The organism is Actinomadura graeca, assembly GCF_019175365.1.
In the GTDB taxonomy this organism is placed as follows: Bacteria; Actinomycetota; Actinomycetes; order Streptosporangiales; family Streptosporangiaceae; genus Spirillospora; species Spirillospora graeca.
This window is the reverse complement of record NZ_CP059572.1, coordinates 5,418,663-5,430,033: the sequence shown is the minus strand read 5'-3', so window position 1 is coordinate 5,430,033 and position 11,371 is coordinate 5,418,663. Positions and strand designations below refer to the sequence as shown.

The window sequence follows — 11,371 nt, the reverse complement described above, 5'->3', positions numbered from 1 at the left end:
CCATGGAAAGGCAACACGTGACGACGTCCAAGAACCGTGACACGCTCACCGTCCCCGAAGTCTGCGCCGAACTTCAGGTCTCCCGCTCGACCTTTTACGACTGGCGCCAGAAGGGACGCGCTCCGCTCTGCCTGGTCCTCCCGAACGGAAGTCTCCGTGTCCGTCGCCGGGACCTTGACCGGTGGCTCTCGGCCTGCGAGGACGCCGCCTGATGGACGACATCACATATGACGTCCGCGTCTACAAGACCGAGGTCTACAAGGGCAAGCGCGTGACGACCTACACCGTGCGGTGGAAGGTCGCTCGGAAGCCCTGGAAAGAGCCGTTCCGCAACAGCGCACAGGCAGATAGCTTCCGGTCCTCGCTCCTCACGGCGGCACGCAAGGGTGAGGCGTTCAGCGTCATCACCGGCCGTCCGCTGTCCTGGAAGCGAGAGGAGAACGCCACCACCTGGTTTGCGTTCTCCCTCGACTACTGCGCGGCCAAGTGGCCGTACGCCTCGCCCAACCACCGGCGCGGTATCGCTGAAGCGCTCACGGACGCTACTGAGGCGCTGCTCACCACGGGGGACGGCGCTCCCGCGGGCAGCGTGCTACGCGAGGCCCTGCGGACCTGGGCATACAGCGGACGCTTGCAGAACGGCGAGATCGAGCCACCCGAACAGTTGGCGTCGGCCGTCCGATGGCTGGAGCGGAACACGGTCGACATGAGCGACCTCGCACCGGACAGGCAGGGACCGCAACTCGCGCGCCAAGTCCTCGACCGGCTGAGCCGTCGTCAGGACGGGGCTCCGGCGGCGGGTAGCACTGCGACCCGCAAGCGTGCGACCTTCAACAACGCCATGGAATACGCCTGCGAGCAGCGTCTTTTGCCGGTCAACCCGCTGACCCTCGTCAAGTGGACTCGTCCACGTGTGGCGCAGACACTCGACCTGCGGGTGGTCGCCAATCCCGACCAGGCGCGGCGGCTCCTCGACGCCGTCCGGAGTCAGGGCAAGCGCGGTGAGCGCATGGTCGCGTTCTTCGCCGTCATGTACTACGCCGCCCTTCGCCCTGAGGAAGCGGTTGACCTGCGGCGGGATGCCCTCGTTAGCCTGCCGGATGACGGCTGGGGCGAACTGCGGCTGACGCACGCCGAACCGCGTAGCGGCTCCCGGTGGACGGACAGCGGCAAGCCGCGGGACAGACAGCCTCTCAAGCATCGGGCGCCCGGCGAGACCCGGCCCGTGCCGATCCATCCGGAGCTCGTCACGCTGCTGCGCCACCACATCAAGGCGTTCAACATCCCGGCCGATGGTCGGCTCTTCGTCGGGCCGCGCGGCGGGATCATGACGGACCGGACGTACCTCGGGGCCTGGCACAAGGCGCGAGAGACGGCGCTTACCCCTCGTGAGGCGGCCTCACCGCTCGCTGAGACGCCGTATGCCCTGCGGCACGCTGCCGTATCGACGTGGCTCGGTGCCGGGGTGCCTGCGGCTCAGGTCGCCGAGTGGGCAGGGCACAGTGTGGCCGTTCTGCTGCGCGTCTATGCCAAATGCGTGGCCGGTCAGGAGGAGGACGCCAAACGCCGGATCACCGACGCGACCAGGCCAAAAGACGTCTAGAACTTCGGCACGTATTCGGCACAGCCACCCGTAGGACGCCGTAAACGATCAGAGACAGCCGGACGGAACGAAGACAGCCCTTGACCGGGTCATGCCTGGTCAAGGGCTGTTCTGCGTGGTGTGGCGGGTGCAGGGTTCGAACCTGCGTAGGCTAAGCCGACGGATTTACAGTCCGCTCCCATTGGCCACTCGGGCAACCCGCCTGGCGTCGCTCTCGCGACGGCACTGGAAAGGATAGCGGACGGGGAGAGCGGTCGTGACATCGGTTGGTGTGAGCGGGAGGACCGCTTCGTCGCTACTCTCTCCTGATCGGGAAGTTGCTGCTGAGGGGATGTGTGTGGCATGGCCGACTCTTCGTTCGACATCGTCTCGAAGCTCGACCGGCAGGAGGTCGACAACGCGCTGAATCAGGCCGCCAAGGAGGTCGCGAACCGGTTCGACTTCCGGAACGTGGACGCGGGGATCAAGTGGTCCGGCGAGTCCATCGACATCCAGGCGAACTCCGAGGAGCGGGCGAACGCCGTGCTGGACGTCCTGAAGGACAAGCTCGTCAAGCGGGGCATCTCGCTGAAGGCGATCGACCCCGGGGAGCCGAAGGTCTCGGGGAAGGTGTACAAGCTGGGCGTCGGCCTCAAGGAGGGCATCGCCCAGGAGGACGCCAAGAAGATCGGCAAGATCATCCGGGATGAGGGGCCGAAGGGCATCAAGGCCCAGATCCAGGGGGACGAGCTGCGGGTCAGCTCGAAGAAGAAGGATGATCTTCAGCAGGTCATCACCCTCTTGAAGGGCAAGGACCTGGACGTCGCGCTCCAGTTCGTCAACTACAGGTAGGTGATCGGGGTGCGGGCGCTCTCACCTGCGCCCGCCCCCGGGCCGACGCCTTCTGGGCACAGCGCCCGGCCACGTCCCGCTCCCCGTTGCCACATGCCGCGCCGGAGGGCGATTTGGGCCGTCCGCGCAACTCCGCTCGATGTGGTTCGTCTGCTCTGTCGGCGGCCTGATCGAGATCTGGGCTCCAGGCTTCGTCTTGGCTGGGACGCATTGGTTGCAGGGTCGCCGCAGTGGCTCCGCCTCGTCGTGGACGGTAGCGGTCGATGGACGGGGCTCGGCTTTGATGCTGTCGGTGATGTGGCGGGGGCGGTGATGTGGGTAGGGAGGTCGAGCGCGACCTGCCCGTTTCCCAGTTTGAGAAAGGTTCCTGGCTGAGCCCTGCCAGGTCTGTGGGCACATGACATGCCGCCAGCGGCGCGGTGCCCGCTGTCGGGCTTCGGCGGAGTGCCTATGCCTCGCACCTGGTGAGCGTCTCGGCAGCTTCGGGTTACGGCGCGGCCGACGCTGTGAGGGACATCGCTAGCGGTGCTCGTGCCGGGCGCACGGCGGTTGGCCTGTGTGCGTTTCTGTGGCTCATGGCCTTGACTGCACCCAGGCATGCCGGGCGCAGGACCCGGGCCTCTTGGCCCGCTCCGCTCGGTGTCAGCGGGCTTGGCTGCCACGGTTGTTTGTACTACGTAGTGGCAGCGGTTCAGGTCTAGCGGTCGCGCTGGAGTCTCCAGGCGTCCTTGTCGCCGGCCCGGGATCGGGGCGGGCGGGGGTGTGCCGGTCCCCCGCCCGCCGGTGGGTGGCCGGCGGGCGGGGAGGTGGGCTAGGCGGCCACTCGGGCGCGGTAGTTCGTGCCTAGCGCGTCCCTGGTGAAGGTGATCGTCTTCGGCGCGAACCTGCCCTTGGCGCATACCAGCCCGGTGGCCTTCTCCTTCGGCGCGAGCATCATGCTGTCGAACTCGCCCTCGGCCTCCCCGACGTCGGCTTTGCGCTTCACGCCGTCCCCGCCGGTCAGTTCGAAGAAGAACGGGTTGATTTGCAGGTTCTTGCTGGTGTTGTTGGTGACGGTGGCCTTGACGCAGGTGAACGCGCCACCGGTGTTGAGCGGGCCGGGCTCGAAGGTGGCCCTCTTTGCCTTGATGGCGACCGGGACCGGCTTCGGCTTCTTGCCGCCGGCCGCCTTGGCGCCCTTGGCCTCCTCGGCTGGCTGGACGGCGGTGGGCTCGGTGCCCGTGTCGCAGGCGGTGAGCAGCAGCAGGCCGGCGGCTGTGGCGACGAGTGCCGCGATCTTGCGCATGGACGTCCTCTCCTGGGTGACGCGGCGGGGGACGCGTGTGTGACGTGCGGCCACTGAGATCGGTTGCGTCTGGTGATGCGGCTGTCACTATCCGGCCATTGTCGGCTGTGAGCGTCCGCTCGGCGGGGCACGTCCGCTTCGTCCCAGAGTGTTCGCTCGGCTTGCTTTCGCGGCGGGACGGGTCCGGTGCGCGGCCTCTGGCGCGCTCGCGACGGGCGCCTCCGCCGGCCGGGTCTAGCAACTGATGGTTGCGCGTTGGTGGATTGGGGAGTAGCTTATGCAACCAAACGTTGCAGGAGGTTGGCATGGAGTTCGGGACCATTGAGCGGGAGATCTTCGTCGAGGCGTCGCCTGAGGTCGTGTTCGGGGTGGTGAGCAGTCCCGACCACCTCAAGGAGTGGTGGCCGGACGACGCCAGGTACGAGCTGGAGCCCGGGGCGCCCGGGGAGATCGTCTTCGGGGACCGTGACGGGGACGGGACGGTGGTGGCGTTCACCGTCGTGGACGTGCGGCCGCCGCGGACGTTCTCGTTCCGCTGGACGCATCCGGCGGGGGACGTCGCGGAGGAGGGGAACTCGCTGCTGGTGACCTTCGACCTGACGCCGTCGAGGGGCGGGACGCTGCTGAAGATGACCGAGACGGGCTTCCGGGAGATGGGCTGGGAGGCCGCCGTCCTGGAGCAGCAGTACCGCGAGCACGTCACCGGCTGGGACTACTACATCCCGCGGCTGGCCCCGTACGTCGCGACGCTGGGGGTGCGGCGGTGAGCACCTCGGTGGCCGAGGAGGTCGACGACGATCTGTGGTCCGCGATCGGGGACCCGACCCGGCGGCGGATCCTCGACCTGCTGCTGGCCGACGGTGTCGGGACCGCGACCACGCTGGGGCGGCGTCTGCCGGTCACCCGGCAGGCGGTGGCCAAGCACCTCGGGGTGCTGGACCGGGCGGGGCTGGTGCGGGCGACGCCGGCGGGGCGGGAGAAGCGGTACCAGGTGGACGACGAGCAGCTGGCCCGCGCGGTCGCCCAGTTGTCGTCGGTCGGGGCGGCGTGGGACGCCAGGCTCCGGCGGATCAAGCGGATCGCGGAGGCGATCCAGCGCAGTCGGCAGGATTGAGAGAAGGAGAAGCAAATGGTGGACATTCTGCACAGGGTCGGAGTCAAGACGCCCGCACCGGACAAGGTGTACGAGGCGCTGACGACCGTCGACGGCCTCAGCTCGTGGTGGACCGGCGACACGACGGGGGACGGCGACGTCGGTGGCGTGCTGGAGTTCCGGTTCTCGGCCGGGTACTTCCACATGAAGGTCATCGAGCGGAAGCCGTCCGAGCGGGTGACGTGGAAGGTCGTCGAGGGGCCCGAGGAGTGGGTCGGGACGACGATCGACTGGACGCTGCGCCAGGACGGCGAGTACACGATCGTGCTGTTCAAGCATGAGGGGTGGAAGGAGCCCGCGGAGTTCATGCACCATTGCAGCACCAAGTGGGGTTCGTTCCTGATGAGCCTGAAGTCCCTGGTGGAGACGGGTGAGGGCGCTCCGGCACCGCGGGACGTGCAGATCAGCGACTGGCACTGAGCCGGAAAAGTGGCGAGCGCGCCGACTTCTTCCCCCGCAGAAGTGGTCGGCGCGCTCGTGACTGGTATGACGCGGAGGCGCTCGAATTGGTTCGGAAGTTTTCCGACCAATTCTGACGCGGGGCCGTGGAAGGCGTCCCGGGGGCGGGGCGAAGGGCATGAGGCCCAGGTCAGGGGCCTGGGTGCGGAGCAGAACTGTCGCGGGCGGTGCTCTCGCTAGCGGGGGCCCGCCATGCGCTCCAGGCGGGCGATGCGGTCGGCCGTGGAGGGGTGCGTGGAGAACAGCCGGCCGATGCCGGCGCCGGAGAACGGGTTGGCGATCATCAGGGCGCTGGTGGTGGCGAGCTCGGGATCCTGCGGCAGCGGCATGGCCCGGGTGCCCGCGTCGATCTTGCGGAGGGCGGCGGCGAGGGCGAGGGGGTCGCCGGTGAGCCGGGCCCCGGCGGCGTCGGCGGCGTACTCGCGGGTCCGGCTGATGCCCATCTGGACGACGGCGGCGGCGACCGGCCCGAGGACGAGCATCATCAGCGCGCCGAGGACGCCGGGGCCGTCGTCGTCCTCGGCGCGGCCGATCGGCAGGAAGATCGCCAGGTGGGACAGGTAGGTGATCACGGTGGCGATGGCGGCGGCGACGGAGGAGATGAGGATGTCGCGGTTGTGGACGTGGGAGAGCTCGTGCCCGAGGACGGCCCGCAGTTCGCGCTCGTCCAGCATCCGCAGGATGCCGCGGGTGCAGCAGACGGCGGCGTTGCGCGGGTTGCGGCCGGTGGCGAACGCGTTGGGCTGCCGGGTCTCGGAGACGTACAGGCGCGGCATGGGCTGGCGGGCGGCGGTCGACAGCTCGCGGACGAGCCGGTAGAGCACCGGCGCCTCGACCTCGCCGACCGGGTGGGCGCGCATCGAGCGCAACGCGATCCGGTCGCTGAACAGGAAGGCGACGCCGTTGGTGCCGAGTGCGACGACCACGGCGATCGTGAGCCCGGTGCGGCCCGCGAAGACCCAGCCGGCCGTGAGCATCAATGCCGACAGCGCAGCGATCAGTGCCGCGGTCTTGACGCCGTTGAACTGCACTTTCGTGTGCCTCCCCGTCGACTTCCGGCCATGAACATCAACGGTTTGACCTGCCCAAACGTTCCCGGCCCCGGCGGACCTGGGCATTGGAACGTTGTCAGGGGCGGTGCCGGGTCAGGTGACCTGGGTGACCGTCTGCAGGACGATCTGCGGCGCCACCGACAGCACGGCGGCGCCGGCGGCGGTCGCGGCGATGGCGGCGCGGACGGGGAGTCCCGGCGCGGGGTCGTGGACGTGCCCGGACGGGGCGGCGAACAGCCGCGCGGCCCACGCCAGGTAGTAGTAGAGCCCGATGACGGTGTTGGCGGCCATCACGACGGCCAGCCAGGTGACGCCGCCCGCGACCGTCGCGCGGAACACGACGACCTTGGCGAACAGGCCCATGACGCCGGGCGGCAGGCCCGCGAGGCAGATCAGGAAGAACGCGAGGGCGGCGGCGACGGCGGGGGCGCCGCGGGCGAGGCCGCGGAAGTCCTCCAGCGTGTCGGAGGGGCCGGGGCCCGCGCCGGCGCGGCGGCGGAAGCCGATGACGACGGCGAACGCGCCGAGGTTCATGACGGCGTAGAGGGCGACGTAGGCGGTGGTGGCGGCGACCGCCTCGGGGAGGCGGTGGGTGCCGACCGACAGGGGCGCGAGCATGTAGCCGGACTGGGCGACCGACGACCAGGCGAGGAGCCGGATGGCGGTCCGCTGGCGGAGGGCGAGGAGGTTGCCGAGCGTCATCGTGACCGCGGCGAGGACGGCGACGAGCGGCCCCCACACGTGCGCGTACGCGGGGAAGCCGAGGGCCAGCACGATCGCGAGCCCGGCGAACCCGGCGGCCTTGGACACCACGGACAGGAACGCGGCGACGGGCAGCGGCGCGCCCTGGTAGACGTCCGGCGCCCAGAAGTGGAACGGGACGGCGGCGACCTTGAACGCGAATCCGGCGAGGACGAGGACGACCCCGGCGGCGGCGACCGGGTCCAGGTCGGAGGGGAGGCGCTCCAGGGCGGCGGCGATCCGGTCGAGGTGCATGGCGCCGGTCGCGCCGTACACCAGGCTGATGCCGAACAGCATGATCGCGGCGGAGACGACGGAGACGAGGAACAGCTTCAGCGCCGCCTCGGAGGCGCGCCCGTCGTAGCGGCGGAGCCCGGCGAGGGCGAACACCGGCAGCGACAGCGTCTCCAGCGCGACGACGAGCAGGACCAGGTCGCGCGCGGCGACGAGGGACAGCGCGCCGATCACGGCGGACAGCAGCAGGAAGTGGTATTCCCCCACCGGGATCTCCGAGTCGGTGATCTCCTGGAGGGACAGCAGGACGACGACCACGGCGGCGCCGAGGACGATGCCCTGGAACAGCAGCGTGAAGTCGTCGGCGACGTAGGAGCAGGAGCGGGGGCCGCCCGCGCGCAGGCCGTCCGGCAGGCAGAAGGTGGCGCGCCGGTCGCCGAAGGCCAGCGCGGCGACGGCGAGCAGCGCGGCCGCCAGGGACCCGCCGCTCAGCAGGCCGAGGACGCGGCGTGGCGCGTCGAACGCGTCGGCGAGCAGCAGCCCGATCGCGGCGACGGCGAGGATCAGCGGCGGCGCGATCGCCGCGTAGTCGATGCCCTGGATCATCAGCCGCCTCCGAACAGCGCGCGGACGGGTCCGGTCGTCACGTCCAGCAGGGTCTTCGGCCACAGCCCGACGAGCAGCGTCAGCGCGATCAGCGGGACCCAGGCGGCGTACTCCTGCGCGGACACGGCCTGGCCGCGCGAGGCGGTGAGGCCGTCGGACGGGCCGTGCGTGAGCCGGGCGAGCATCCGCAGGAAGTACGCGGCGGTCAGCACCGCGCCGAGCGCGGCGACGGCCATGAACGTCACGAACGTCTCGCGGGGCAGGTCGGCGTGCGGGCGGTAGGCGCCGAGCAGCGCGAGCATCTCGCCCCAGAACCCGGCGAGGCCCGGCAGCCCGAGGGACGCGACGGACGCGAACGTCAGGATCGACGCGAGCCGAGGGGACGTGCCGAGCAGCCCGCCGCCGAGCTCGTCCAGGTCGGCGGTGCCCCAGCGTTCCTTCACCGCCCCGGCGAGGAAGAACAGCAGGCTGGTGATGAGGCCGTGCGCGATGTTGCCGAACAGCGCGGCGTTGATCCCGACGGGGGTGAGGGTGGCGATGCCGAGCAGCACGAAGCCCATGTGCCCCACGGACGAGTAGGCGATCATCCGCTTGAGGTCGCGCTGGGCGAGGCAGGCGAGGGCGCCGTACACGATGCCGATCACGGCGAGGAGCCCGAGCCACGGCGCCCACACCTGCGCGCCGTGCGGCGCGAGCGGCAGCGCGACGCGGACGAGCCCGTACGTGCCCATCTTCAGCAGCACGCCCGCGAGCAGCACCGACCCGACGGTCGGCGCCTCGGTGTGCGCGTCCGGCAGCCAGGTGTGCAGCGGCCACATCGGCGCCTTCACGGCGAAACCAATCCCCATCAGGGCGAACGCCGTGATCTGGACGCCGTGGGAGAGTCCGGCGCCGTGCCGCGCGGCGAGCTCGGTCATGTCGAGCGTGCCGGCCTTCACCGCGACGAGCAGCATCCCGGCGAGCAGCAGCCCCGAGCCGAGCAGCGTGTAAAGGATGAACTTGTACGCGGCGGCCTGGCGGGCCGCCCCGCCCCACAGCATGATCACCACGTACATGGGGATCAGGACGACCTCGAAGAACACGAAGAACAGCACGAGGTCGAGGGCCACGAACGTGCCGAGCAGCCCGATCTCCAGGACGAGCAGCAGCGCGGTGAGCAGCCGGATCCGCCCGCCCTTCGGCGGGTGCCGCAGCGTGTAGAGGAAGCAGAGGAACGTCAGCAGCGCCGTCAGCACGACGAGGGGCAGCGAGATCCCGTCGGCGCCCAGGTGGAAGCGGAGCCCGACCGCGGGCGCCCACGACCGGTCCACCTCCAGCTGCATACGGGACGTGTCGTCGAAGTCGAAGGCGGTCGCCGCGGACACCGCGACCAGCAGCGTCGCGCCGGACACCGCCGTCCCGAAGGTCCGGACGGCGACGTCCGTCCGCAGGAACCGGTCCGCCGGGACGAGCATCGCCAGCGCCCCGGCGAGCGGGATCGCCATCATCAGCACAAAGATCATCGGAGGATCACCGCCCCGGCCACGATCACGACGACGCCCGCGAGCAGGCCCGTGAGGTAGGTCTGCGCGTTGCCGTTCTGCGGGACGCGCAGGATCCCGCCGAGCCTGCGGGCGCCGCGGGCGGTCCCGACGACCGCCGCGTCGACGCCGCGCGAATCAAAGGCGACGACGTGCCGGGCCAGCGCCCAGACCGGCCGGACGATCGCCGCCGCGTACAGCTCGTCGATGAGGAAGGCCCGCGCGAAGACGGGACGGAGCCGTCCGAGCGCCTGCGCCGGGTCCTGGGCGGGGTCACGGTTCCAGATCACGTAGACGGCTCCCGCTCCGAGCGCCGCCAGGACGAGCCCGAGCAGCGCCGATCCGACGTGGGGGCGCAGTTCGTCCGCGCCGAGCCCGAAGAAGCCGAGGATCGCGGCGGGCACGGCGAGGACCGCGACCGTCCACGCCATGGTCCTCGGCGCCTCCCGCGGCTCGTACGTCCCGCGCGGCTCCCCGAAGAAGGTCATCAGCCAGGCGCGCGTCGCGTACGCCGCCGTCAGCGCCACGGTGAGCAGCAGCCCGAGGTAGACCAGCCACGCGACACCGGCGGGCAGGTCCACCGCGGGGTGCGGCGGGGACGCGTGGACGGATCCGCCGTGGAACGCGGAGTGCTGGGCGGCCTCGATGACGGAGTCCTTGCTGAACCATCCGCTGAGCGGCGGGACGCCCACGAGCGCGGCGAGGCCCACCGTCATCGACCAGAACGTGACGGGCATGCCGCGCCGGAGCCCGCCGTAGTGGGCGAGCATAGTGGAGCCCGCCACCGTGATCACGCATCCGGCGGACAGGAACAGCAGCGCCTTGAACGCGCCGTGCGTGAGGAGATGGAAGATCGCGGCGGTGTCGGCGCCGACCGCGAGGCCCGCCGCCATCACGCCGAGCTGGCTGATCGTCGAGTACGCCAGGACGCGTTTGAGGTCGTCCTGGGCGAGCGCCGCGAGCGCCGACCCGATCATCGAGACCACCGCGACGACGCCGAGGACGGTCAGCGCGGCGGGCGCGGCGGCGAACACCGCGTACAGCCGGGCGACGACGTAGACGCCCGCCGCGACCATGGTGGCGGCGTGGATGAGCGCGCTGATCGGGGTGGGGCCCGCCATGGCGTCCGGGAGCCAGGTGTGGAGCGGGAACTGCGCGCTCTTCCCCGCGACACCGGCGAGCAGCAGCAGCGCGGCCGCCGTCACCGTCGTGTGCGGCATCTGCGGGGCCTTGGCCAGGACGCCGCCCAGCGAGAACGTGCCCGCGCCCACGCCGAGCACCAGGATCCCGATGAGGAAACCCACGTCGCCCAGGCGCGTCACGAGGAACGCCTTGACCGCGGCGCGGGAGTTGTCGCGGTTCTCCCAGTGATGCCCGATCAGGAAGTACGAGCAGACGCCCATGACCTCCCAGCCCGCGTACAGGACGATCAGGTCCCCGGCGAAGACCACCAGCAGCATCGCGGCGGTGAACATGGAGATGAACGCGGCGTAGGACGAGTAGCGCCGGTCGTCGTCCATGTAGGCGACGGAGTAGACCTGCACGGCCAGCGCCACGCAGCAGACCATCAGCGCGACCACCGCGGACAGGCCGTCGACCTGGAAGGCGACCCGGATCGGCACGGAGCCGGTGTCGATCGTGGTGAGCGTGCCCGTCCGCGCGCCGGGGTCGCGCCAGACGGTGAACGCGACGATCGCGGCGAGGACGAGCGACGCCGCGACGGGCACGCACGCGATCAGCGCGGGCCCGTTGCGCAGCGGCGCGCCCCCGGTGGGACGCCCGCCGAGCAGGCGCGTCAGCCGAGGGCCGAGCAGCATCCCGGCGAACGCCGCGAGGAACGGCAGCAGGACGGTCAGCGAGGCGAGCCAGATCACGGCGCCGCCCCCT

11 protein-coding genes and 1 tRNA gene are annotated in these 11,371 nt (G+C 70.7%); 6 read left to right on the top strand and 6 right to left on the bottom strand.

Annotation, left to right across the window (positions count from 1 at the left end):
- Positions 1-2 precede the first annotated feature (2 nt).
- Positions 3-212, top strand: coding sequence for a helix-turn-helix transcriptional regulator (locus tag AGRA3207_RS24125; protein ID WP_231329307.1), 210 nt, complete (start codon positions 3-5; stop codon positions 210-212).
- Positions 212-1,603 (top strand): tyrosine-type recombinase/integrase, encoded by a 1,392-nt coding sequence (locus tag AGRA3207_RS24120; protein WP_231329306.1) that lies wholly within the window; start codon positions 212-214, stop codon positions 1,601-1,603. The genes AGRA3207_RS24125 and AGRA3207_RS24120 overlap by 1 nt, the downstream gene beginning before the upstream one ends.
- A 121-nt stretch (positions 1,604-1,724) precedes the next feature.
- Here the strand turns inward: AGRA3207_RS24120 and AGRA3207_RS24115 are convergent.
- A tRNA-Tyr gene (locus tag AGRA3207_RS24115) sits at positions 1,725-1,806 on the bottom strand.
- A 139-nt stretch (positions 1,807-1,945) separates the two neighbouring features.
- On the opposite strand from AGRA3207_RS24115, the gene AGRA3207_RS24110 reads away from it, so the two are divergent.
- Positions 1,946-2,434: a YajQ family cyclic di-GMP-binding protein gene (locus tag AGRA3207_RS24110; protein ID WP_231329305.1), complete on the top strand. Its 489-nt coding sequence runs from the start codon at positions 1,946-1,948 to the stop codon at positions 2,432-2,434.
- 811 nt (positions 2,435-3,245) lie between these two features.
- Here the strand turns inward: AGRA3207_RS24110 and AGRA3207_RS24105 are convergent.
- Positions 3,246-3,719 (bottom strand): DUF4352 domain-containing protein, encoded by a 474-nt coding sequence (locus tag AGRA3207_RS24105; protein ID WP_231329304.1) that lies wholly within the window; start codon positions 3,717-3,719, stop codon positions 3,246-3,248.
- Positions 3,720-4,024: 305 nt separating this feature from the next.
- Between AGRA3207_RS24105 and AGRA3207_RS24100 the strand changes: the two genes are divergently transcribed.
- From AGRA3207_RS24100 to AGRA3207_RS24090, 3 genes are read left to right on the top strand one after another with little or no spacing between them, the layout of a single operon-like run.
- Positions 4,025-4,486, top strand: coding sequence for an SRPBCC family protein (locus AGRA3207_RS24100; RefSeq protein ID WP_231329303.1), 462 nt, complete (start codon positions 4,025-4,027; stop codon positions 4,484-4,486).
- On the top strand, positions 4,483-4,833 hold the full coding sequence (locus AGRA3207_RS24095) for an ArsR/SmtB family transcription factor (RefSeq protein WP_231329302.1): 351 nt from the start codon (positions 4,483-4,485) through the stop codon (positions 4,831-4,833). Before AGRA3207_RS24100 ends, AGRA3207_RS24095 begins: the two co-directional genes overlap by 4 nt.
- A 15-nt stretch (positions 4,834-4,848) precedes the next feature.
- Positions 4,849-5,292: an SRPBCC family protein gene (locus AGRA3207_RS24090; protein WP_231329301.1), complete on the top strand. Its 444-nt coding sequence runs from the start codon at positions 4,849-4,851 to the stop codon at positions 5,290-5,292.
- A 215-nt stretch (positions 5,293-5,507) separates the two neighbouring features.
- Here the strand turns inward: AGRA3207_RS24090 and htpX are convergent, their stop codons facing one another.
- From htpX to AGRA3207_RS24070, 4 genes are all read right to left on the bottom strand, one after another.
- On the bottom strand, positions 5,508-6,362 hold the full coding sequence (gene htpX / locus AGRA3207_RS24085; protein WP_231329300.1) for a zinc metalloprotease HtpX: 855 nt from the start codon (positions 6,360-6,362) through the stop codon (positions 5,508-5,510).
- Between the two features lie 114 nt (positions 6,363-6,476).
- The gene (locus tag AGRA3207_RS24080) at positions 6,477-7,964 is read right to left on the bottom strand and encodes an NADH-quinone oxidoreductase subunit N (protein ID WP_231329299.1); all 1,488 of its coding nucleotides are present in this window, start codon (positions 7,962-7,964) and stop codon (positions 6,477-6,479) included.
- Positions 7,964-9,466 carry a complex I subunit 4 family protein gene (locus AGRA3207_RS24075; protein WP_231329298.1) on the bottom strand — a complete coding sequence of 501 codons (1,503 nt, stop codon included), beginning with the start codon at positions 9,464-9,466 and terminating at the stop codon, positions 7,964-7,966. Before AGRA3207_RS24075 ends, AGRA3207_RS24080 begins: the two co-directional genes overlap by 1 nt.
- Entirely contained in the window at positions 9,463-11,358 is a 1,896-nt protein-coding gene (locus tag AGRA3207_RS24070; protein ID WP_231329297.1) for an NADH-quinone oxidoreductase subunit 5 family protein, read from the bottom strand. The genes AGRA3207_RS24075 and AGRA3207_RS24070 overlap by 4 nt, the downstream gene beginning before the upstream one ends.
- Between the last annotated feature and the right edge of the window lie 13 nt (positions 11,359-11,371).

Bases quoted from the DNA above. Each gene is read 5' to 3' on its own strand.
- AGRA3207_RS24100 (WP_231329303.1), top strand. From the start codon at position 4,025: ATGGAGTTCGGGACCATTGAGCGGGAGATCTTCGTCGAGGCGTCGCCT.
- AGRA3207_RS24120 (WP_231329306.1), top strand. From the start codon at position 212: ATGGACGACATCACATATGACGTCCGCGTCTACAAGACCGAGGTCTAC.
- AGRA3207_RS24075 (WP_231329298.1), bottom strand. From the start codon at position 9,466: ATGATCTTTGTGCTGATGATGGCGATCCCGCTCGCCGGGGCGCTGGCG.
- AGRA3207_RS24090 (WP_231329301.1), top strand. From the start codon at position 4,849: ATGGTGGACATTCTGCACAGGGTCGGAGTCAAGACGCCCGCACCGGAC.
- AGRA3207_RS24080 (WP_231329299.1), bottom strand. From the start codon at position 7,964: ATGATCCAGGGCATCGACTACGCGGCGATCGCGCCGCCGCTGATCCTC.
- AGRA3207_RS24110 (WP_231329305.1), top strand. From the start codon at position 1,946: ATGGCCGACTCTTCGTTCGACATCGTCTCGAAGCTCGACCGGCAGGAG.
- AGRA3207_RS24125 (WP_231329307.1), top strand. From the start codon at position 3: ATGGAAAGGCAACACGTGACGACGTCCAAGAACCGTGACACGCTCACC.
- AGRA3207_RS24105 (WP_231329304.1), bottom strand. From the start codon at position 3,719: ATGCGCAAGATCGCGGCACTCGTCGCCACAGCCGCCGGCCTGCTGCTG.